This window comes from Leptolyngbya sp. FACHB-261, assembly GCF_014696065.1.
GTDB lineage: Bacteria > Cyanobacteriota > Cyanobacteriia > FACHB-261 > FACHB-261 > FACHB-261.
The window spans coordinates 1-19,577 of the sequence record NZ_JACJPL010000028.1; the positions used below are offsets into that span (position 1 = coordinate 1).

Below are 19,577 nucleotides of genomic sequence, written 5' to 3' on the forward strand. Positions count from 1 at the left end.
CCACTCTGACCCATCCCGAACTCAGGTGTGAAACGTTGTTGCGGCGACAATACTTGGAGGGTCACCTCCTGGGAATATAGCTCGGTGCCAGGCTGTTTTTAAACAAAAAGAAAAGCTCTCTCCAACTACGGGGAGAGCCTTTCTTTTTGGATATAGGTCATCTGCATAAGCAATTAAGCGCGAGGAGTTGAAACCCTAAGCCGGGGAACTGAAGGGGTGGCTTTTAGCTGATGCCATAGAGCCTCATAACGATTAGTCAATATGCTTCACTGTGAACTGGCTTAATGCAACTTCGCGACCTCGTTGACCAAGACGAACCCGTAGCTCCGGGGCATCGCGCATACGACGTAGGGCAATAGCAAGACCGGTAACATCATCTTTATCAATTAGAGGGCCTGTTTCCCCATCGATTACAGCTTCAGGTACACTACCTACCCGGGTTGCGATAACTGGGCGAGCGCTAAGCATTGCCTCAACTATGGTTAAGGGGAAGCCTTCGGACCGAGAGGTCAAGGCTACAACATCGAAGTACTGTAGATGATCCCTTGGGTTATCTACCCAACCGGCTAGCTCCACTCGATCAGTAATCTAAAGCTCAGCTGCAAGCTTTTCTAGAGCGGTGCGCTGCTCACCCTCACCGACGATGACAACCTGTACTCCATCTCATCTACTTGTGCTAGTGCCCGTAGCAGAACATCATGGGCTTTCATGGGGTCTAGCCGACCAATACTACCGACAATCAGCTCACCAATCTTTAGTTGTGATTGTGGTTCATTAGTGATGTCAGGAACACAGTTGGGAATAGAAGAACAGTACCTCGGCCCAGTGCATAGAAGTCTTCCATTCGACGAGCACTAGTCTCGCCTACAGCGATATGCGCGTCTACTCGTAGTGACAGTAAGCGTGTACGCCACAGCATGAACGAATCAGTTGTGCGCAGGGGTAGCTGACCAACTCGCACTACACGCCCTTTAGGTAGTGATAGCGCTGCGAATAACCCTATCGAACCTGCCCAAGGAGTGCAAAGGTTGATATGCACTATATCTGGCTGTAGCTGCCACAGTCTTGCAAAGTGTGCAGCTACAGATGTAGACCGGTTGGAGGTAGGACAATGCGGACAACTTGTGGTCGCCCAGCGGCGATGATATCAACTACCTGTTGAGAGACACCTACAACAGTCAGGTCAATGTTATCTGATGCATGAGCGATGAGGTGGCCAAGGCTGATCTCAGCTCCGCCAATACCTGTTGAGTCTGTGTAGGTTACTACGCGCAAGGAACGGTCAAGCTTGGACAGAGATGTGTCAGCCTTGCGGGCATCGATTGCTGGATTACTTTGAATCTCATTGCTTTCGTATAGTCGCATAGAGTTCCAGGTGGCTCTGGTTGATTGCAGGCCATGTGAAGCAGTGGGCGAATTTTTGACCGGCAGCAGCTAAAAGACGCGCTATTGGCTCAGCGAGTAGCTTGGCTGGTGCGGCTGCTAAACCATCAACATCACGAGGTGTAACCAGGCGAGCAATCTTCTCGTTATCTAGATCTGGGTCTGGCGGGTTGTGGAGCTTATCCCAGTACTGGTTAGCTTGCTGATCACAAGCGCTGATAGCAGCACCTCTAATCCCTTAACAGGATGAAGAAAACCAAAAAACACAACTACCATCGCATCATCAAGCCATCGGCGGGTTTCACGCAGGGCAGTAGCAATCGGCGCTCGCCAACCTGTCAATCTTAAGAGTAGGGGCAGCAAAAAAATGGCTTGTTCAAATCCATGAATTGTCAACAGGTCATCACTGCGTTCCCGATCTTTGGCAACGCCAGTCACCACAACAGGCCAACCCGTTGTTTCGGCAAGCTGCTGTGCCGCCGCTGCAAAACGGTCCCAGGCGTAGGTGCAAACTTGGCAACTGGCCCAAGGGTTGAGTAGCAAATACGGGGACTGAAGGCTGAGGCCATGCTGGTTGAGCAGCGCTGTTGTAGCTTGACGGGTGGCCTCGGAGACTTCAACCTGGAGGCTGCGATCCTCTACCGGGAAGCCAGCTGCCTCAATCAGCTGCAGGTTCCGCTCTACCTGATGCGTCTGGTCGGGAGCGGAGACAACTTCGGTGGTGAGCACGCCGCCGCCCCACTCTTTAGATTCGCCCAAGCGTAGTGGAATTCCTGCTAGATAGCACAGGTAACCGGCTGGGTGAGGTGTCTGGCTAAAGCTTGTGAAAATGATAGCGGCATCAAACTGACGCTCGCGTAGGGTCTTGACCAGTTCCCACTCCCGATCCGGGTCAAAGGAGAGTCGGCCCAAGTCCTGCCAGAGTACTCGCCAAGTCAGAACCTAATCGACCCAGGGCAGCAGAGCTGCAGCCTGGGCTCCTGCAGGGCTAGCCATAAGCGTGATCTGGGCCTGGGGTAATGCTGCTTTGAGGGCTCGTAAAGCAGGGCTGGTCATAATTACGCCACCGATATTATCCAGCCGCATAACTAAGAGCCTGCTGACCTCAGCCCAAGGCCCCTTCAACATAGGATTTAACGGCATAAGCTTTCAGTAAAGGTTCAGCGGCAGCCAAGACATCAGTAATAGGAATCGCTTCTAAACAAGTGGACCAGGAACCCAGCGGACACAGACCGCTATACCAACAGGACTGTGACGTGAAATTACTAATGATGCGCTCTGGACACTCAGGATGGCCTTGCAGGTTAACGTGCGGGTGTGGTTGGCCATAGCGCTCATGCCAATAAGGACCAAACAGGGTGATCGCGTTGCCGGACTGCTCCACGCTCGACATTGATAACTTGATGAATTAGTGGATCACCTAGCAGGAGTTCACACCCTGGGTCAAAGGTCAAGACGGTAAGCTGTGCCTCAGGATATGAGCGTCCTAAAGCTTGAATTGCGCTCAGAGCAATTAACACATCGCCAATGCCACCCAGAAGATCTATGAACAGAATCCTATTAATGTGCATAAGAATCATCTGAGCATGGCTTGATTAGGTATAGGCGTTACTTAAAAATCAAGTAGCGCTATTTCCTAAGCAAGAGGTTGTCTAAGCAGGAGACTGATTTCTAATCACCCTTAACTCTTAAAAGTGGACGAATTGAGTGAACTATGCATTGGGCAATTGCCTAGAGGATATTAGCTCTGCTCAGAATTTATTGGGCGTCTGCACAATTGTCGCCACCCTGATCTAGACGCAATTCGCTTCCCTACACAACAGGATGGGAAGCGAATTGCGTCTAGCTTGAGCTATGTAGCTTCAGGTTCGAGGATTAGCTCTATCCAAGCCACTACCCTAACCCGGCATACGACCGATAATGCCTAGTTGGCTATCTGGAGCAGTGATGATGTCATCTTGGTTCTCTTTGGGAATTGGGACATCGACATTTTCATCATCGTGAAGAGCGCCATTTCGGTCTGTGTGCCCATTATTGGCATAGTCAGCTCGCGAAGTATCAGGACCAGCATCAAGTTCAAGAAAACTATCGCCTCGTTTTGCTGTGCCAGATGTCGCGGTTTGTTTACTCTCGTCTGAGGCAAGTTTCTCTTGCTCGGCTCGCAGGGTTTCGCTAGGAGCAGCAGCGTCAGATACATCAATAAATTTCTTTTTGTTCGAATCCACTTTGCAAATCTCAACTCGTTTTAATTAGGGGCACTATCTAAGCTTAACGAAACAAAACATTTAAAACAAGGATCCTCTTATTAGTACCAATATTGGATCTGCGTAATATAGATTCATCCATCCGAAGATGTAGGGCGTTAAACAATCGTCAGCAATGATTTCTTGATAAGGAATCAGAGAAACAAATGGCGTTCACATCAATCAATAGATTGATTAAATATAGATTAGGTATTTATTAAGAAACCACTAATGGCTAGGAAATCACTAATAATCATTTAGAAATTTTGTCGAACACACCCATCAGGAGGTACAAATTATTGCTCTTCACAACCTGGAGACAGTTATTTCAGGCAAAGGCACCTACAGCCTGGGGATGAGCAGGCTTCTGGCAGCAGCCTACCGATCGAGTGCTGGAACGGAGTTGTCTGCACAATTGGAATTTCCTAGCCCCGCTAGCGCCATCTGAGCGAAGACATCATTACAGAGACTCTTATAGGAACTTCAGCTCAGCCAGCACGTCAGGCAGGAGGTCGAGCTCCATCCTAAAAAATGGGCCGAGCTCTAGGGTATTCTGAATCACTATGTCCTAAGGAGTATTTCAACGGTGGCATCCGGACTAGTCAGCCTGCTTCTGAATTGGGTACTGATTCAATCGAGTCACTTGAGGTGTGAGGTTCAAAGATATTGAAAGTTCCAGATCCACGTAGTAGAAACTTTTTGCAGCTTTGGGGTGGCGTGTTCGCCCTATTAGGTCTGCTTGCCCTAGTGTTCATGGCAAACAGCATGAATCGCACAAGTAGCCCATCTCTACTGCCCAGTGAGGCCGAAAATAATGGTGTACGCCCCTAGCTGACCTGGAAACTTCAGTGAGGAAAACCTGGTTATTAAGCTTATTGAGCTTGGCCGCTGTTAGTTTAGTAGGAGTGGGTTTCTGGCTGTTCCTAATTCCTCACTTCGCGTTTTCTTCTGCGCCATCTCCAGTCCCTGTAGCTGTGGCATCTCCGCCCGCGCAAACTCTTCAGTACAACACCCATTCTCTAGAACAGAGCCTTATCCATACCCTCTTGATTCCATCTGGGAGTCGCTTTTCAGTCCTTCCCGCTTTGTCACAAAGCGTAGAGCCACTGGCAGATTTTGCGCAGAAGTATCAGGCTGTAGCTGTCTTGAATGGAGGTTTTTTTGACCCCCAGAATCGCAAATCTACGTCTTATCTTGTTCTACAAGGCCAAATAGTTGCAGACCCAAGGCTGAATGAGCGCCTCATGAATAGCGATCGCCTAGCGCCTTATCTGCCTAAAATCCTAAACCGAAGTGAGTTTCGGCGTTACCGCTGTGAAGCAGTCATTCATTACGATATTGCACTACATTCAGAGCCCCTGCCGCTAGGTTGTCAGTTAGTGGATGCTATTGGCGGTGGTCCTCGCTTATTGCCAGAACTCACTTCAGTTGAGGAGGGGTTCACCGATTTCGCGAATGGTCAAATGATCCGCGACGCGATTGGCAGCAGCCAACCCAATGCCAGAACTGCAGTGGGCATCACTCAAGACGGCAGTGTTCTTTGGGTGATGGTCGCACAAACACCAGAGGCTCCTGCAACCTCTGGTTTATCCCTACCAGAACTGGCTAATTTCATGAAGAGCTTAGGAGTTCAAAAAGCCATGAATCTGGATGGGGGCAGTTCTTCGTCTTTGTATTACAACGGTCAAACTTTCTATGGAAAAGTAAACCAGCAGGGAGAACCGGTGCAACGTCCGGTTAAATCCGTTTTACTCTTGCAAAGCTAAGGGTTAGAACTCAGTAGAGCCCCCTTTGAGCATGATTCCTAAAGCAATGGCACGGCCTAAGCTCGGACCTCCAAGGGTTTACATGTCTCAAACTGTTACAGTTCCTCACAACCTCACCTGAGAGGGGACAGCCGAGTGATACGATGCCTGCTAAAGATTTGAAGACCACAGGATTCGGAGAGAACCTCATGGTACAAACGCTTACAGGGCAAACGCCTCTCTTTGGTGGAAACACAGGCGGTCTGCTCCAGAAGGCCGAAGTCGAGGAAAAATACGCAATTACCTGGACTAGCAAAAAGCAACAGGTTTTTGAAATGCCCACCGGTGGAGCTGCACAAATGCTCGCTGGTGAAAACCTTCTGTACTTGCCCCGCAAGGAGCAGTGCATTGCCATGGGCGCTCAGCTACGGGGCTTTAAGATCACGGACTACAAAATCTATCGCATCTTCCCCAATGGCGAAATCCAGTATCTGCACCCCGCTGATGGTGTCTTCCCTGAGAAGGTCAACGCAGGTCGCCCCTACGTTGGCAAGAAGGATCGCAGGATTGGTCAAAATCCCGACCCTGCTAAGGTCAAGTTCTCCGGTCAGTACCCCTACGAAGTATGAGCTTCAAACCTGATCTCAGCAGAGGCCGATGGCGCCAGTCCTTAAAAAGGGCTGAGGTGGCGGCTATGCTGAGGTTAAGGATTTGCAGGATGGGCTAACATCCCCATCACTACTGCAATCAAAAACTCCCTTAGGCACTGCCTAAGGGAGTTTTTGATTGTTGGCTCATTGGTGTTTGGCTGATTGGTATGAAGTCGCCTGCGCTTGCCCTCGGTATAGCTTTACGGCTCTGAGGTATCTGCTGGTTTTTAGCTGCGTCTTTCCATTGCAAGATCTAAGGTCATGAATCCCAACTACTCCGAGTTCCTCTCACTAGCTGCTCAAGGCAATTTTGTCCCGATTTATCAGGAGCTAGTCGCTGACCTAGATACCCCTGTTTCAGCCTGGTATCGAGTCTGTGCTGGCCAGCCCTACAGCTTCCTGCTCGAATCCGTTGAGGGGGGCGAGCGCTTGGGCCGCTATAGCCTGTTGGGTTGCGACCCCCTTTGGGTACTAGAAGCCAGAGGTGAGCAAACGGTGCAGCGCTTTCGTGATGGCACTGAGGCTCACTTCAGTGGCGATCCCTTCCAGCATCTAGCTGCCTGCTTGGAACCTATCCAGCCTGTGCGCCTCAGCCAACTGCCTGCTACGCTCAGTGGTTTGGTGGGCTTCTGGGGCTACGAGCTAATTCACTGGATCGAGCCCCGCGTTCCCGTTTACGGCTGCGGCGCCGAGGATTTGCCAGATGGCCTATGGATGCAGGTTGACAGCTTGCTAGTCTTCGACCAGGTCAAGCGCAAGATTTGGGCGGTTGCCTATGCCGACCTGCGCGAGTTGCCGCCAGAAACCGCCTACGCTCAAGCCTGCACCCGCCTGCAAACCTTGGTCAGCAAATTGCAAACGCCCCTCAGCCGTGAGCGCACGGCTCTAGCCTGGGCTGACCAACCAGGACCACCGATCGAGCCCAACAGCAATTTCACCCCAGAGGACTTCTGTGCAAGTGTGCAGAAGGCTAAGGAATACATCAGAGCAGGCGATATCTTTCAGGTAGTGCTGTCACAGTGTTTAAGCACCCCCTATAGTGGCGACCCTTTCAACCTCTACCGGTCGCTGCGCCAGATTAACCCCTCGCCCTACATGGCCTACTTGCATTTTGGCGAGTGGCAAATCATCGGCTCCAGTCCTGAAATCATGGTCAAGGCCGACAAAGTTGAGAACAAAACCATTGCCACTGTGCGACCTATTGCTGGCACCCGTCGACGGGGCCAAAGCCCTGAAGAAGACCTGGCTCTAGAGCAGGATCTGATGCAAGACGCTAAGGAGCGGGCCGAACACGTCATGCTTGTGGACTTAGGCCGCAACGATTTGGGGCGTGTCTGCCAGCAAGGCAGCGTCCAGGTTGACGAGCTGATGGCGGTGGAGCGTTACTCCCACGTTATGCACATTGTCAGCAATGTCGTCGGAGAATTGGCCCCTGGTAAAACGGCCTGGGATTTACTCAAGGCTTGCTTCCCAGCCGGGACCGTCAGTGGCGCACCCAAAATCCGAGCGATGGAAATTATCCATGAGCTAGAACCGACAAGGCGTGGCCCCTACGCTGGCGCCTACGGCTACTACGACTTTGAGGGACAACTCAACACCGCAATTACTATTCGCACTATGGTTGTGCGTAGCATTAATGGTCAACGGACCCTTAGCGTTCAAGCCGGAGCGGGGGTCGTGGCCGATTCTGTACCCGAGCTGGAGTATCAAGAAACCCTCAACAAAGCCCGTGGCATGTTGGAGGCTATCCGGCGCTTGCTCTAGGTCCCAGGCTGATCCTTTAGCCCTGGGCTAGTCCTAAGGAATCTTCTCCAGGTTGCCGCCACTGACCCAGCCTTCCTCCCCGGTGCTTTCCTGGCGTACTCGTTGCCAGCGGCCATCTGGGCTTTCCTCTAGCACAACAACCGATTCCTCATAGGCAACCCCGCCGATCCGTTCAGAGTCTCGGGCAGGCCGGTCACGCAACTGCAAGCCAATTTCTTCGGTGACACTCGCGCGATACTGGCCTGGGGCTAAATCAGGCGTTGGGGTTGCGGTCGGGGTTGGGGTTGCAGTTGCCCTTGGTTTAGAGGCAGCAACAGCTGGACTGGGAGCCGGTTTCGTAGCCGCTACCGGTGTGTCATTGGGAAAAGTGGGTCGCGGCGGCGGTGCTGTGAAGCGAGATACCAAAAAACTCACGAGGGCCAGCCCTCCAGCGGAAACGGTGCCCACAGCCAGCAGCACCACTAAAACCACTGTGGCAACACTCCGCCATTTCACACTTGCCACAGACTACCCTCACATCTCTCTGAGCCGAGTTTATCAGGGACAATCCCCCTCAGCGATCCTATTGGGCTGGTGAATTTTGTTGGGGGTCTCAATGTGTCAGAGCCAATCCTTCACCCTGACTATAAACTCTCGCTAGAACTCTGGATCGCCAGCCATGTTGGGGCTGATTAGCGTAATGTCGAACTCATCAGGCGGGACGGTTATGATGGCGTCGCGCTCCAGCAGAAAGTAAACTGCCTGAACTTGAGGACCAAAGACAACGACATCTTCATTTTGTAGGTCGTGGGCTTGCAGCTTTCGACCGTTGATCAGCAACCCATTGGCACTGCGTCTACCAGCCGAGTTGCCATCAATAATCTGATAGCGATAGTTGCCATCCTCTTCAGGCTTTTGGATGAGAGTAGCGTGGTGACGAGAGACGAACTGAGAAACCAAGCGAATATCGCATTTGGGATCTCGACCAATGGAATAGGTGGGATTCTCTAAAACGAACTCCCGCCGTCCTTTGTCGTCCTCAATAATCAATAGGTGGTTCTGATGAGGTTCTAGCGCCATCGAAAGATAGGGGAGGAATTGATAGAAAACTGCTGTTCTTATTGGCTACAGCACACTATGCCACGGGCCTTGCAAGCTTCATCAAGTGCTTATCTTAAATCTATAAGATCAGACCTCCTAACAATTTAGCGAATTTACCCCTTGAGCTGATTTAAACTACTAAATCTCGCTTAACAGACGGTCAATCATGTTGTCCGCTTGAGATAGATAGTTGCCCCCGAATAAATTCAGGTGATTGAGAACGTGATAGAGATTGTAAAGGATTTTGCGGACTGAATAGCCTGAATCAAGCGGTAACTCTGCTTGATAAGCTCGATAGAACTGAGCCGTGAATCCCCCAAATAACTCTGTCATTGCCAGATCAGTCTCTCGATCTCCATAATAGACGGCTGGATCAAAGATGACTGGATTGCCCTGTGTATCTGTTCCCCAGTTGCCTGACCATAGATCTCCATGTAACAGCACCGGATCCGGACTGTAGTCTACAAAAAGTTTATGAAGTTCTGCCAGCAAGCGTTCACCCTTGCGTTGTAGTTCGCCCCGATGTCCCTTGCTAGCGGCCAAACTTAACTGATAGCCCAAACGGTGCTGCCGCCAGAACTCGGTCCACTTGTCAGAGTAAGTATTGACCTGCGGGGTCGCGCCAATCGTATTGTTGATGTGCCAACCGAAGCAGGGGCCTTTTACCTGATGCAATCGGGCCAGTTGACGGCCTAGTTCTTCCGAACTGCTCGCCTTACCGCTACCTAATTCCAGATACTCCAGCACCAAATAAGCAGAGTCAGCCTCTGTGCCCCAGCAGATGACTTGGGGTACCCGAATGACCCCAGCCTCAGCTAATTCGTTCAGGCCTGCTGCCTCTGCTTTAAACATATTGAGCTGGGCAGCTGCATTGAGCTTGACAAAATAAGCTTCGCTCTTGCTCCGAGCGACATAGGCCGCATTGATACTGCCCCCACCCACTGAACGTTGTCTTTCGACTTCAAAGGGACGGCCCGTTGTGGCTTCAATCTGTTGACTAATTGCGGCCCAAACAGACATCAGGCTTTGCTCTCGACTGGTTTGAGCGTTTGTAGTAGCCCCTCACAGGCATCGAGTAACAGATCAATCACGTAGCCGAATCCTGCTTCGCCTCCATAATATGGATCCGGTACCTCTTGATCCGGATGACGGCTGCAAAATTCACACATCAGGCGTACTTTGTCCCGATACTGCCCGTTGGGGTCGAGTCGCAGAATGTCCCGATAATTGTCTCGATCCATCGCCAGAATCAAGTCAAATTCTGCAAAATCAGTAACCTGAAATTGACGAGCTCGTCCCCGCAGGACAATACCCTGCTGCTTAGCTGCTTTAGCCATCCTCGCATCAGGCGCGCTACCAACGTGGTAACTTGCAGTCCCTGCCGAATCACAAATAATCTGATCGCCCAGATTGGCCCGTTGGATTAAATGATTCATGATGTTCTCGGCAGAAGGAGAACGACAAATATTACCTAAACACACGAATAGCAACTTAGTTGGCATAGCCTTATTCTCAGAGTTAGTTTTGCCCAAGTGATTTTGAGGCTGAATAACGGAACCTTCCCAAACTATCCAAACGTGAAGCCGTTCCAGCCCCAGAGTTCACCCCTAGCATTGGTAAATTCGATATAAATTCGATTCTTGGGAACTTCCAATGCCTGCTCAATCTGCTGACAAAAATCTTGGCTCATTGAGCTAGTTTGAGCAGCGGTCATGTTGCCAACACTCTTGACTTCAACGTAGCAGCTTGGCTCAAAACTGCCTGCAAAGGTCATAGCTGTATCCGGCTCAAATACCGTCATCACATAAGACTCTGGTTTACTCAAGTGCTTTGTAAGACTGGCAGAAAGGCTTCTGAGCAGATCTCCTATCTGGATCTGCTCCGGAGCAGGAACTGAGGTTTGAACTTTGATGAGTGGCATAATCTCCAGTTGGTTGGCCGACGGCTTCGAATTCCGCTCAACCTCGGTGCGGTTAGCCCAAGGGCTATGCTACATCAAGAGCTTTTCAAATTGGTTGAGCTAGATCGCCGGTCGTTTGCCGCAGCTACAGACTCAGCGGGCAGCAAATACTTAACTCATTTGCTTACCCACTGGAACTGAGGTACACCGAACTCAGACACCTGCAGTACGGGCATGGTTTGGCCGCAAACGATCAGGAGAGGGGATAACTGTCGGAAACCATTGAACAAGATGCAATGGCGAGCATCGTTTAATCGGGTTCGGATCGTAGATTGGCTAGAGAGCTTTCAGGATCTGATCGTGATTTCCCTGTGCCTTAGCCTGTTCGGGGTCATAGTGGTGCAACTCTGGGTCCTGGTTGTGACCATGATTTACGACGCCAGTTTTCAGGAAGTCTCTTAATCTTGATCCTGGTGGAGCTCTTCCAGCTCCTAATTATTTATCTGCGAGAGCATCGGATCTCTGTAAGTGTAGCGGTGGAGGTCGCGATGGTGTCTGTGCTGCGGGAGGTGATTGTGCATGAGGTACTCAAAACTGACTGGATTCAGCTGTTAGCCGTAGGGACTTTTCTGTTAGTTCTGGGCTGTTTGCTACTCATTCGCGCTTGGAGCTTGCTGAAGCAGCTGCCTGCTTTTTCTAGGTGATTGCTGCCAAGCTAGGCAGGAATTGTGTGAAGCCATGTAAACTGTTTAGCGGTCGCTGGTAAACACCCCCATGCGCTTGAGGAGGTTCGGTCATGCGTCGCGAAATCACAGCAGCAGTGCTGAGTTGTCTGTGCTTAGGTTGGGGCTCCCCCGCTTGGAGCCAAGCCAGATCTCCTCAAGCCACCCAGACTTCTCCAGAGCAACAGGCTCAGGTGCGCAACCTACTCAATCTGGGTCGCCAACGGACGCAAGCGCGTGACTTCAACGCTGCTCTCGCCGCTTACCAGGAGGCCGCCCTTCTAGAGCCGGATAGCGCCCGCTTGCAAGGAGCCATTGGCTTCATCCTGACCCAGCAGCAGAATTTTCGGGATGCTGTCATTGCCTATCGCCGCGCCATCGCCTTAGACAACAGAAATGTTAACTACCCAATTGCCTTGGGCTACTCATTGGCTCAGCTATCAGACCTAGCTGGGGCAGCAGCAGCTTATGAGACAGCTGTGCAGTTAGAGCCACGCAATACCAGAGCCCTAGCGGGCTTAGGCTACGTGCAGGTTCAGGCAAAAGACTATGCAGCAGCAGTGCCGACCTACCGTCGTCTACTGGCACTTAGGTCTCGGGATGTGACTGTGATGCAGAACTTTGCCTACGTGCTTCTGCAAGCAGACCAACCCGGCGCTGCGGTCACACTTTACCAACAGGCAGCACGCTTAGCTCCCCGCGATAGCGCCATTCAGTACAACATTGGCCAGGCTTTGGTCCGCCAAGGCAAAGACGCAGAGGGGATGTTAGCCTTCCGTCGAGCCAGTCAGTTAAACCCGCGCAACCCTGAGCCATTATTTGCGATGGGTAACCTGCTACAGGCCCAGGGCAATATCGATGCGGCCCTGACCGCTTATCAGCGGGCTGTCTCTCTGCAACCCAATTTCCTGGAAGCGCAAAAGGCTCTGGGCGATTTGCTGCTAATCCAGGATCGGCTGAGTGCTGCTATCGTCGCGTTCCGTCAAGCTGTAAACACTCAGCCTGATGATGCCGAGGCTCAATACAAGCTGGGCATGGCTCTGGGGCGACTAGGAGAACGAAGAGAGGCAGCTACTGCCCTAGAGCGTGCAGCAGCACTCTATACGGCTCAGGGAGATTCAGAAGCATCTAGCAAAGCTCAACAGGAATTACAGCGGGTACGGAGCTAGGTCACCCAAGAAACCGCTTTATCTGGCCGACAGTATTGGCTGACAAAACTACTGATCGCCCGTTACCTTATCCAACAGTTCCTTAGCACCCTCAACGATCCCCTGGCTGGGCTTAGACTCTCTGTACTCCTGAAGATCTTTTTCGTAGAGTTCTTCCTGAGTCTTTTCATTAGAAGCAGCTTCAACTGCTTCTTCATAGGCTTCCTCGCGATCACCAGTAGACTGGCTGTACTCGTAAGAGCGGTCGATCTTTTGGCTAGTCGCTGACTCAGTTGCTAAGTTCACACCTGCATAAGCAGGCTGGTTAATCGCAAGGTACAGACCGAGGGCACTGACCAGAATCATAAAGCCCAGGGTTAAAAGGTTTTGGCGGAACACCCGTCTCAGCACCTGCTCAATGGAGCGCAAAACTTGAGCAGCTGATTGCAGATTCGATTGCATAGTATTTTCCTCCTCGTTTTCTACAGAACGTGCAGGCTTGAACCGACTGTAGGTTGCAGCCACATCCAACAACCTGCCAACACAGAACTGTGAGGTATCCTACGGGAGACCAGATTGATAATGCTTCTGCCCAAGGGTGAGGATTTGCACCTACTGCATTGCAGAGAGTAAGAAACTGAAGCGCGAAAACCCAACACAGTAGCTTTAGACAAAGCTTTTGAGCCAGTATCAAAAGAACGTTCCAGGATGATTAATGCAGCCTAAAGTCGTGACAGGTCACGCTAGTTTGGAAGGTCAAAGCCGTTGGGGCTGGTTTATCGGGCACTTCATCACGCCAGCCGATGACCCCCGTTCGACTTCGGCCCTAGAGGTCAAGTGGGCCACTCATCCTGCTGGAGATGGCCGTTCTCAATGGGCAAGCAATGCTGAAGCCACGAGTCTGTCAGTTCTAATTCGAGGCCGGTTCCGTTTGCAGTTTCCTGAACAAGAGGTGATCCTGGCTCAAGAAGGTGATTATGTACTTTGGTTACCAGGGGTAGCTCACTACTGGCAAGCAGAAGAAGATTCTACTGTCCTGACCATTCGTTGGCCCTCAAAAGCAGGCGATAGTATCCCCACACCTCCAAACTCTTGAGAGCAGCTTTTTTTGCACTTCATCCAATGTTCTAGGATGAACAACTTACAACCCAATCGAAGGCCAGATATTGCTAAGTTCGCCAAGGCTTAGCGAAAATTGATGGTAGAGAGCATCATCCGGGATATCCGACCTGAACCGGTCAACGTTGCCTCGCCAAATACTTTTAACCTGAGCAATTAGCTCTTCATCGTAGTCTGTGGCAACCAGCAAAGCTTTGATGAGATAGAGCTGAGAAATTCGAAAAGCCTTGTAAGCTTGCTGTAAATCACTGGCTGTGTAATTACGATCGAGTGTTGCTTTTACGACTTGCTCAATCGCTGCTTCTGCCTCATTGGGGTTAACTTTGGACACAAGCGGATTCTCCTAGAGGTCGGTTCAGCCAACTTTGCCGTCTTAGGCAGTCAGTTGAGAACTGGTTTGCTAAAAGTCAGAATTAATTAAACCGGTTTTTGCTGCCTTTTGCCTATGTTAACAGTAGTTCTAAAGCTTTACAGCAGAGAGTATACAATTTACCAAAAACTAATAAATCGGACTTTAGAGCCATTGCCATACAATGGCTGCTAGCTACTGCACAGAGAATGAGATTCCGAATCATATCGGATCACCCTTGAATCAACGCGCTCCTAAGCTCTGCTTTGGGTACAGATGGCTGTAGTCCTTGCTACACTTTGTCCTCTTGCCACTTGTTCTGTACAGAGCTTTATGAAGCTGTCTGTTCTCTTGCAACTTGTAGCAGCTTACCGAGCAAACCAGCTATTAGTCACTTGACTGGTTCTTCACAGAGCAGAGGGAAATGTCTCTGGTGCTTCGTCAGTTTCTGAATTGGCTTCTAGATTAGTAGTGCGCTCAAGCGGCTCTACGCCTCGCGTTTCATCTAAGTGGAGCACCGCATCAAACTGTTCGGGTAATCGGGCATAAAAGTAGTGACTAACCCGCTCAGTTTCGGGACGGTAAATGACACCGATCGCTCGCTCCAAGTGAGGCTGTCGTAAGCTTGCCACCGCCGGATTATTCTCGCGCAAGTTTAGCCAGAAGCAGGGAACTTCCACCTCATGAAACAGTGCTTCGTAACTGCCTTTCAGCGCTGGGCGGACCCGTTTAAGTTGGGCCGATTCACCCCAATTGGAAGCGGCTGTGACTGTACCTGTGTAGGTGCTGAAGCCAATCAAAATTGCTTGATCACCATACCGTTCACGAACGAGTTGGCCAACATTGAGCTCCCCTTCTGCGCCCATGTCCGTTGCTCGCGCATCGCCTAAATGCGAGTTATGTTCCCAAACAACCACTTTGGAACATCCTCTCTCTTGGTCCAAATGAGCAACTAGCTGATCTAAGGTCTCAGCCATGTGACGGTCTCGCAGATTCCAGGAGGAAACCCGACCACGAAACATGGAGCGGTAGTATTCCTCAGCGTTCTTGACCAAACGAGCATTTTGCTCAGCGTAGAAAAACTCATCTTCAGCGACCTGGCTGTTGCGCTGAGTATACTCAGCTGTCCGATGCTGCAATTCCAAGAGCTGATTGACCACTTCATCCTCACACGACTCACTCAGGCCAAAATTGGTCGCGTAACCGTACTCCTGGCTATCTTCGCCGAAGTGCTCAAAGCACGAATAACGTTGGCGTGCCTGCTTAGCAGCCTCCGGATCGACCTTATCGAGGTAATCGAGAACCTCTGCCATCGAGGAGTGCAGGCTATAGAGATCAAGGCCATAAAAACCAATCCGGGTTTTCCCCTGGTCTAGGTTGTGGTTGTAGTCGTGTAACCAATTGACAAAGTCCAGCACATCCGTGTTGCGCCACATCCAGCTAGGAAAACGCTTGAAGCCGTCCAAGGCTTCAATGCTAGTGGCTGCATCGCTGCTTCCTTGCACATAGCGGTTAACCCGGTAAGCATCAGGCCAATCCGCCTCAACCGCTACCGCAGCAAAGCCTTTTTCTTGAATCAGGCGTTTGGTAATCTGGGCTCGTTCCCGGTAGAACTCGTGAGTGCCATGGGATGCATCGCCAATCAGCACAAAGCGAGCATCTCCAATCAGGTCCATTAGGCTGTCGTAGTCATTGGGTTTGCCTGTAAGTGGCTGTGCAACGCGGCGGATTGCATTGACCTGGCTCCTCATCACTTCTGGCAGGTCTGGCATAGCTTTAAACCTTCTAAAAAAATTGCCTAAGCTGGGCGCTTGAACCATTCGCTGGGATTCGTCAGATTTGCCCGACATAGCCCGTTTAAGTAGTTCGCAGACCTCTCGATCGCTGGTTTGTGGAAAGTTCTCATACCAATAACCAACGGCGTAAAAGGGTTGTGGCGTCTTAGCGCAAACGACCTCATCTACCTCTGCCTTAAACTCATTGCAGGTTTCAGGCGCTGAGACTGGGACAGCAACGATTAGACGAGCAGGCTGCTGCTGTCGTAGCGCTACGACAGCAGCCCGCATTGTTGAGCCAGTCGCAAGGCCATCATCTACCACAATGACTGTGCGCCCTTCTATCTCAAGGCGAGGGCGACCACCTCGGTACACGTGCTCTCGCCGTTCCAATTCCTGTTGTTCTACCGCAGTTACTTGTTCAATCGCAGCCTTCGAAATCCGCAAATCGTTTATTACTACCGAGTTGAGCACTCGGATACCACCTGTAGCGATAGCACCCATTGCTAACTCTTGCCGACCCGGTGTGCCTAGTTTGCGAACCAGGAAGACATCCAGCTCAGCATTGAGTGCCTCTGCTACCTCGAAGGCAATCGGCACACCGCCACGTGGCAAACCAAGGACCAGAACCCCTGGACGATTAGCATAAGATGCTAGCTTCAGGGCTAACTCCCTACCTGCTGCGGTTCGATCTTGAAATCGCATCATGCATTGTTTCTGTTCAGCCACTGCTTTAATTCAACTTCAAGTCAATCCTGGCTTGCCCGCTAGATGCGCTATTAGTTAAGCAGATTAGCTTACTTAACCAAGTCACGGCTCGAAGCATTTTTGAGCTAACTCCGCTCACTTGAGTTCTTTATCCCCCTTACAGATCCAAGTTATGAAAGCAAATCCTGGATCTTCTTCGCTCTAAAGAGAGATCTAAGCAGTGTTAGTAACCTAAGATATGTTTCTTCGATTGTAAACACAATCACAATAGCGAACTCTGTTATCTCAAGTTTCTGAAGTAGCATTGCTGCCTATCCTTCTAAACTGAGAACTCCTGCCAAATTCCCAAATAGCAAGCTGTGACACACTCTTTTAAAGACCTGTAAAGAATGATGTCACACCTTATGTTAAATACTTATATTTATTCCGTTAGGACTTGTCAACAACCCTTCCTCGCTACAAAATCAAAAACCTAGCGGAACTTGCTTCTGAGTTTCCCACTAAACTCCTGTGCTTATTAACACCAGCGATTATGTGAAGTGTAAGTGATTCAGTGTAAAGTTTTTCGGCAGAGACTAGTCTCAAGATTTAAGTAGGATTCTGCCTTCATGAGTGGTATTAGATGTAACTTTTGGGTTTGGCTAGCAAGGGAGCAGAACAGCTCAGTAACAATAACGCTGCGTCTCTTGCCAGTCTCTCTCACGAACTGCGCACTGCTTTGACCTCAATCATAGGCTGGGCTCAACTACTCCGTGCACAGAGGCTAGATGAAGTGCTCAAGAGCCAGGCTTTAGAGATCATTGAGCACAATGCCAGAGCCCACTCCTAATTAATTGCGGAAGCGCTAGGAGATTTGGGCTCTAGAACTTAAAAACAGACGCAAGACCAGCTCTGGCCTCCATGCCATCCTGCTGACGTGTATAGAGGAGTACCTAAAGTCTTGAAAATCGAGTTATAGGATAACCGCCGCTGCCGGTCCAATGAGGGGAGAATTCTGTAAAGTCACAGCTAAACCATGGTGCTGTGAGCTTCTGATTCTCTCAGTCTTATGTTCATGATTTGCTGTGCCTCCCGGATTCTCTTGAACTTGCAGTTGCGAACAGCAAATCGTATCTGAGAGGATGGAACTCATCACTGTGCCAGTATGAACTTCAAGGCTGGCCTGAGGAACGGATTCAAAGAGGAGATGCTGACCTGGAAAGACTACCCGTTCAAAATACCAGTGAGGGATGTTAGTGATGCGCACAATTTGAATTTTGCTGCTCGCATTAACATAACAACAAGTGATCTTTTCTGGGATTGCATTGGGAACCGGATCAAAAGTTTGAGACATAATCGTCTTTGCTGATAGAAGTTAACAAACAGTCAATGTGGTCATTCAACCCGTCCACTCCCTGACGAACCTCTGTCTACAGGTAGATGAATGACTCAATCTTAGGAAAGTATTGCTGGCGACATTCGTCCTACACTTTCCTTTTGAACACTCAGTATCTAGATTGACCACAGACACAGAATACAAATCACCTTCATGGCAAAGGAGATCTCATTGGACTGTCGCTTGGCAGAAGGTCTGCAGGCCAGTTATGTTTTCAGAACCAGAAAAATCGATCGTTAGAGGTTGAGTGCGTACACTATAGAGGCTGTTGGCGATGATGTAGGAGCTTTTTTCAACTGCTTAATCAAACTGTACAGTTGAGGAACCGTGAATAGCCCTAACAGTTTCAGCAGGCCTTGCATAAGGCAGAAACGCTTAACTGCGAGGAATCTAGACTTGCTTGGTCATTTACTGACAAACTCTTCACCTGATATATTCATATTCACTGTTCCTCTTAGTCCTGCTGGTTTTTCCGCACGTAACTAGCTTTATTACTAGTACCACACCAGCTTCTCAACCAACAAGCATCTACACCAATCCTATAACGCTTACTTTCCCAGTTCTCCGGACCCGCTGCCATGGTCACTTATATTCAACTTGTGCGAGTTTAGGCTCATCCATAAAGGCAGTGAATTGAATCTTAACGGTAATTAAGCATTTCGGTAGATATGATTACCTTCCCGTCCCGTTTAACCTTCAAACATGTGTTGGATATGTGGCGCATTCTTGGACGGCAATTCTTAGACAGTGGTTGGTTTAAGCAACAGTAAATTGAACAAGGGCCAGTACAGGAGAGTTAAGTGATGAGCATTTATATCGGTAATCTTCCTAGCAACGCAAATGAAGATGGTCTAAGAGTACTATTCAATCAGTACGGTGAGGTCAAGCGGGTTCAGTTTCCTACAGACGATGGAACCGACCAGGTCTTAGTGGAGATGCAGGAGGAGACTCAGGAAGCTGCTGCGATTGCAGGACTCAATGGAACTGCCTGGATGGGCTCAAACTTGCAGTTGTTCACTGGCCAGGCTTGGAGTAAATAGAGGCGCTGAGCCATAACGGCAATACGAAGCTCTCAGATCCATCACCCCATTGTCCTGCGTAACCATGTCTACCACCACGCTCACCTTTACCCCTACTCGAACCCCTTTGGAGCAGTCTCCAGAATTAGTACCGTCTCCCGAGCCAGATCCAGAACCTCCCCTTCAACCAGAACCTGAACCAACTCCCGAGCCAGATCCAGAACCCGTTCCTAACCTACCTCCTCAGGTCTTGCCTCCAGAGCTTGACCCCGAAGCTCCCTCTCAGACTTAGCTACAAGTAGTAGGTAACACCTCGCTGATGGGATGGTAGACCCGCTCTCCCTTCCGCCTGTCAGCTTAACTCCTCTGACCGGTTCCCCCTCCTCTGCCTGCTAGCAGGATTGCAGGAGAGAGCATCGCCATTAAAATCCACTCGACCAGCCAGGTGAATGGCTGGTCGTTTTGCTCTATACCCTTTCTCCTTCCAAGATCTATCCACAACTTATCTGCCTTTAATGCCTTCTTGATGCGAGACAAGGCTCAGATCTTTAGAACTAGTTTAAGGAGATAGCTAAGAGTAAAAACACTGGAAATTGA

At 50.2% G+C, this 19,577-nt stretch carries 26 protein-coding genes and 1 rRNA gene; 11 read left to right on the forward strand and 16 right to left on the reverse strand.

What is annotated here, in order from left to right; genetic code table 11:
- A 5S ribosomal RNA gene (rrf, locus tag H6F94_RS33745) occupies window positions 1-93 on the forward strand; the annotation flags it as partial.
- Window positions 94-252: 159 nt separating this feature from the next.
- Here the strand turns inward: rrf and H6F94_RS31795 are convergent.
- The 7 genes from H6F94_RS31795 to H6F94_RS23930 all read right to left on the reverse strand — a co-directional run bounded on the left by H6F94_RS31795 (window position 253) and on the right by H6F94_RS23930 (window position 3,608).
- A complete protein-coding gene (locus tag H6F94_RS31795; RefSeq protein ID WP_313949370.1) occupies window positions 253-576 on the reverse strand; it encodes a glycosyltransferase in 324 nt (107 codons plus the stop codon).
- A 504-nt stretch (window positions 577-1,080) separates the two neighbouring features.
- Entirely contained in the window at window positions 1,081-1,365 is a 285-nt protein-coding gene (locus tag H6F94_RS31800) for a hypothetical protein (RefSeq protein WP_199320639.1), read from the reverse strand.
- 168 nt (window positions 1,366-1,533) lie between these two features.
- A complete protein-coding gene (locus H6F94_RS23915; RefSeq protein ID WP_199320640.1) occupies window positions 1,534-2,295 on the reverse strand; it encodes a glycosyltransferase family 9 protein in 762 nt (253 codons plus the stop codon).
- A gap of 30 nt (window positions 2,296-2,325) precedes the next feature.
- Window positions 2,326-2,469: a hypothetical protein gene (locus tag H6F94_RS31805; protein ID WP_199320641.1), complete on the reverse strand. Its 144-nt coding sequence runs from the start codon at window positions 2,467-2,469 to the stop codon at window positions 2,326-2,328.
- A 19-nt stretch (window positions 2,470-2,488) separates the two neighbouring features.
- Entirely contained in the window at window positions 2,489-2,776 is a 288-nt protein-coding gene (locus H6F94_RS23920) for a hypothetical protein (RefSeq protein WP_190804793.1), read from the reverse strand.
- Window positions 2,718-2,954, reverse strand: a complete 237-nt coding sequence (locus H6F94_RS23925; protein ID WP_190804794.1) for a glycosyltransferase family 9 protein — start codon at window positions 2,952-2,954, stop codon at window positions 2,718-2,720. Before H6F94_RS23925 ends, H6F94_RS23920 begins: the two co-directional genes overlap by 59 nt.
- Before the next feature lie 327 nt (window positions 2,955-3,281).
- Entirely contained in the window at window positions 3,282-3,608 is a 327-nt protein-coding gene (locus H6F94_RS23930) for a hypothetical protein (RefSeq protein WP_190804795.1), read from the reverse strand.
- A 992-nt stretch (window positions 3,609-4,600) separates the two neighbouring features.
- Between H6F94_RS23930 and H6F94_RS23935 the strand changes: the two genes are divergently transcribed.
- The 3 genes from H6F94_RS23935 to trpE all read left to right on the forward strand — a co-directional run bounded on the left by H6F94_RS23935 (window position 4,601) and on the right by trpE (window position 7,785).
- Window positions 4,601-5,392 carry a phosphodiester glycosidase family protein gene (locus H6F94_RS23935; protein WP_313949371.1) on the forward strand — a complete coding sequence of 264 codons (792 nt, stop codon included), beginning with the start codon at window positions 4,601-4,603 and terminating at the stop codon, window positions 5,390-5,392.
- 188 nt (window positions 5,393-5,580) lie between these two features.
- On the forward strand, window positions 5,581-6,000 hold the full coding sequence (locus H6F94_RS23940; RefSeq protein ID WP_190804796.1) for a photosystem I reaction center subunit II PsaD: 420 nt from the start codon (window positions 5,581-5,583) through the stop codon (window positions 5,998-6,000).
- 282 nt (window positions 6,001-6,282) lie between these two features.
- Window positions 6,283-7,785 carry an anthranilate synthase component I gene (trpE, locus tag H6F94_RS23945; protein WP_190804797.1) on the forward strand — a complete coding sequence of 501 codons (1,503 nt, stop codon included), beginning with the start codon at window positions 6,283-6,285 and terminating at the stop codon, window positions 7,783-7,785.
- Between the two features lie 33 nt (window positions 7,786-7,818).
- On the opposite strand, the gene H6F94_RS33345 is transcribed toward trpE, so the two are convergent.
- The 5 genes from H6F94_RS33345 to H6F94_RS23970 form a co-directional block, all read right to left on the reverse strand.
- Entirely contained in the window at window positions 7,819-8,289 is a 471-nt protein-coding gene (locus tag H6F94_RS33345) for an SH3 domain-containing protein (RefSeq protein WP_190804798.1), read from the reverse strand.
- A gap of 132 nt (window positions 8,290-8,421) precedes the next feature.
- Window positions 8,422-8,844 (reverse strand): FHA domain-containing protein, encoded by a 423-nt coding sequence (locus tag H6F94_RS23955; RefSeq protein ID WP_190804799.1) that lies wholly within the window; start codon window positions 8,842-8,844, stop codon window positions 8,422-8,424.
- A 159-nt stretch (window positions 8,845-9,003) separates the two neighbouring features.
- Window positions 9,004-9,885 carry a fructosamine kinase family protein gene (locus H6F94_RS23960; RefSeq protein WP_190804800.1) on the reverse strand — a complete coding sequence of 294 codons (882 nt, stop codon included), beginning with the start codon at window positions 9,883-9,885 and terminating at the stop codon, window positions 9,004-9,006.
- Entirely contained in the window at window positions 9,885-10,367 is a 483-nt protein-coding gene (locus tag H6F94_RS23965; RefSeq protein WP_190804801.1) for a low molecular weight protein-tyrosine-phosphatase, read from the reverse strand. The genes H6F94_RS23960 and H6F94_RS23965 overlap by 1 nt, the downstream gene beginning before the upstream one ends.
- 65 nt (window positions 10,368-10,432) lie before the next feature.
- Window positions 10,433-10,786: a phenylpyruvate tautomerase MIF-related protein gene (locus H6F94_RS23970; RefSeq protein WP_190804802.1), complete on the reverse strand. Its 354-nt coding sequence runs from the start codon at window positions 10,784-10,786 to the stop codon at window positions 10,433-10,435.
- A gap of 270 nt (window positions 10,787-11,056) precedes the next feature.
- Here H6F94_RS23970 and H6F94_RS23975 point away from each other — a divergent pair, with 270 nt between their 5' ends.
- From H6F94_RS23975 to H6F94_RS23985, 3 genes are all read left to right on the forward strand, one after another.
- Complete coding sequence (locus tag H6F94_RS23975; RefSeq protein WP_190804803.1) at window positions 11,057-11,227, forward strand: hypothetical protein; 171 nt, start codon at window positions 11,057-11,059, stop codon at window positions 11,225-11,227.
- A gap of 11 nt (window positions 11,228-11,238) precedes the next feature.
- Window positions 11,239-11,469: a phosphate-starvation-inducible PsiE family protein gene (locus H6F94_RS23980; RefSeq protein WP_190804804.1), complete on the forward strand. Its 231-nt coding sequence runs from the start codon at window positions 11,239-11,241 to the stop codon at window positions 11,467-11,469.
- A 92-nt stretch (window positions 11,470-11,561) separates the two neighbouring features.
- A complete protein-coding gene (locus H6F94_RS23985; RefSeq protein ID WP_190804805.1) occupies window positions 11,562-12,656 on the forward strand; it encodes a tetratricopeptide repeat protein in 1,095 nt (364 codons plus the stop codon).
- 48 nt (window positions 12,657-12,704) lie between these two features.
- Here H6F94_RS23985 and H6F94_RS23990 read toward each other — a convergent pair whose 3' ends face one another.
- Window positions 12,705-13,097: a hypothetical protein gene (locus tag H6F94_RS23990; RefSeq protein WP_190804806.1), complete on the reverse strand. Its 393-nt coding sequence runs from the start codon at window positions 13,095-13,097 to the stop codon at window positions 12,705-12,707.
- Between the two features lie 253 nt (window positions 13,098-13,350).
- Here H6F94_RS23990 and H6F94_RS23995 point away from each other — a divergent pair, with 253 nt between their 5' ends.
- Complete coding sequence (locus H6F94_RS23995) at window positions 13,351-13,731, forward strand: signal peptidase I (RefSeq protein WP_190804807.1); 381 nt, start codon at window positions 13,351-13,353, stop codon at window positions 13,729-13,731.
- 45 nt (window positions 13,732-13,776) lie between these two features.
- On the opposite strand, the gene H6F94_RS24000 is transcribed toward H6F94_RS23995, so the two are convergent.
- Both H6F94_RS24000 and H6F94_RS24005 read right to left on the reverse strand, forming a co-directional pair.
- Window positions 13,777-14,085: a hypothetical protein gene (locus tag H6F94_RS24000; protein WP_190804808.1), complete on the reverse strand. Its 309-nt coding sequence runs from the start codon at window positions 14,083-14,085 to the stop codon at window positions 13,777-13,779.
- A gap of 425 nt (window positions 14,086-14,510) precedes the next feature.
- Window positions 14,511-16,586, reverse strand: coding sequence for an erythromycin esterase family protein (locus H6F94_RS24005; protein WP_190804809.1), 2,076 nt, complete (start codon window positions 16,584-16,586; stop codon window positions 14,511-14,513).
- A 637-nt stretch (window positions 16,587-17,223) separates the two neighbouring features.
- On the opposite strand from H6F94_RS24005, the gene H6F94_RS33635 reads away from it, so the two are divergent.
- Window positions 17,224-17,415 (forward strand): histidine kinase dimerization/phospho-acceptor domain-containing protein, encoded by a 192-nt coding sequence (locus H6F94_RS33635; RefSeq protein WP_199320642.1) that lies wholly within the window; start codon window positions 17,224-17,226, stop codon window positions 17,413-17,415.
- Between the two features lie 123 nt (window positions 17,416-17,538).
- Here the strand turns inward: H6F94_RS33635 and H6F94_RS24015 are convergent, their stop codons facing one another.
- Window positions 17,539-17,919 carry a DUF1830 domain-containing protein gene (locus H6F94_RS24015; RefSeq protein ID WP_190804811.1) on the reverse strand — a complete coding sequence of 127 codons (381 nt, stop codon included), beginning with the start codon at window positions 17,917-17,919 and terminating at the stop codon, window positions 17,539-17,541.
- Between the two features lie 845 nt (window positions 17,920-18,764).
- On the opposite strand from H6F94_RS24015, the gene H6F94_RS24020 reads away from it, so the two are divergent.
- Both H6F94_RS24020 and H6F94_RS24025 read left to right on the forward strand, forming a co-directional pair.
- Complete coding sequence (locus H6F94_RS24020; protein ID WP_190804812.1) at window positions 18,765-19,001, forward strand: RNA recognition motif domain-containing protein; 237 nt, start codon at window positions 18,765-18,767, stop codon at window positions 18,999-19,001.
- 64 nt (window positions 19,002-19,065) lie between these two features.
- On the forward strand, window positions 19,066-19,272 hold the full coding sequence (locus tag H6F94_RS24025; RefSeq protein WP_190804813.1) for a hypothetical protein: 207 nt from the start codon (window positions 19,066-19,068) through the stop codon (window positions 19,270-19,272).
- Window positions 19,273-19,577 lie beyond the last annotated feature (305 nt).

Bases quoted from the DNA above. Each gene is read 5' to 3' on its own strand.
- H6F94_RS23960 (WP_190804800.1), bottom strand. From the start codon at position 9,885: ATGTCTGTTTGGGCCGCAATTAGTCAACAGATTGAAGCCACAACGGGC.
- H6F94_RS23985 (WP_190804805.1), top strand. From the start codon at position 11,562: ATGCGTCGCGAAATCACAGCAGCAGTGCTGAGTTGTCTGTGCTTAGGT.
- H6F94_RS31800 (WP_199320639.1), bottom strand. From the start codon at position 1,365: ATGCGACTATACGAAAGCAATGAGATTCAAAGTAATCCAGCAATCGAT.
- H6F94_RS24015 (WP_190804811.1), bottom strand. From the start codon at position 17,919: ATGTCTCAAACTTTTGATCCGGTTCCCAATGCAATCCCAGAAAAGATC.
- H6F94_RS23990 (WP_190804806.1), bottom strand. From the start codon at position 13,097: ATGCAATCGAATCTGCAATCAGCTGCTCAAGTTTTGCGCTCCATTGAG.
- H6F94_RS24020 (WP_190804812.1), top strand. From the start codon at position 18,765: ATGAGCATTTATATCGGTAATCTTCCTAGCAACGCAAATGAAGATGGT.
- trpE (WP_190804797.1), top strand. From the start codon at position 6,283: ATGAATCCCAACTACTCCGAGTTCCTCTCACTAGCTGCTCAAGGCAAT.
- H6F94_RS24005 (WP_190804809.1), bottom strand. From the start codon at position 16,586: ATGATGCGATTTCAAGATCGAACCGCAGCAGGTAGGGAGTTAGCCCTG.
- H6F94_RS23970 (WP_190804802.1), bottom strand. From the start codon at position 10,786: ATGCCACTCATCAAAGTTCAAACCTCAGTTCCTGCTCCGGAGCAGATC.
- H6F94_RS23975 (WP_190804803.1), top strand. From the start codon at position 11,057: ATGCAATGGCGAGCATCGTTTAATCGGGTTCGGATCGTAGATTGGCTA.
- H6F94_RS31805 (WP_199320641.1), bottom strand. From the start codon at position 2,469: ATGCGGCTGGATAATATCGGTGGCGTAATTATGACCAGCCCTGCTTTA.
- H6F94_RS23920 (WP_190804793.1), bottom strand. From the start codon at position 2,776: ATGTCGAGCGTGGAGCAGTCCGGCAACGCGATCACCCTGTTTGGTCCT.
- H6F94_RS24025 (WP_190804813.1), top strand. From the start codon at position 19,066: ATGTCTACCACCACGCTCACCTTTACCCCTACTCGAACCCCTTTGGAG.
- H6F94_RS23965 (WP_190804801.1), bottom strand. From the start codon at position 10,367: ATGCCAACTAAGTTGCTATTCGTGTGTTTAGGTAATATTTGTCGTTCT.
- H6F94_RS23995 (WP_190804807.1), top strand. From the start codon at position 13,351: ATGCAGCCTAAAGTCGTGACAGGTCACGCTAGTTTGGAAGGTCAAAGC.
- H6F94_RS23940 (WP_190804796.1), top strand. From the start codon at position 5,581: ATGGTACAAACGCTTACAGGGCAAACGCCTCTCTTTGGTGGAAACACA.
- H6F94_RS23925 (WP_190804794.1), bottom strand. From the start codon at position 2,954: ATGCACATTAATAGGATTCTGTTCATAGATCTTCTGGGTGGCATTGGC.
- H6F94_RS23955 (WP_190804799.1), bottom strand. From the start codon at position 8,844: ATGGCGCTAGAACCTCATCAGAACCACCTATTGATTATTGAGGACGAC.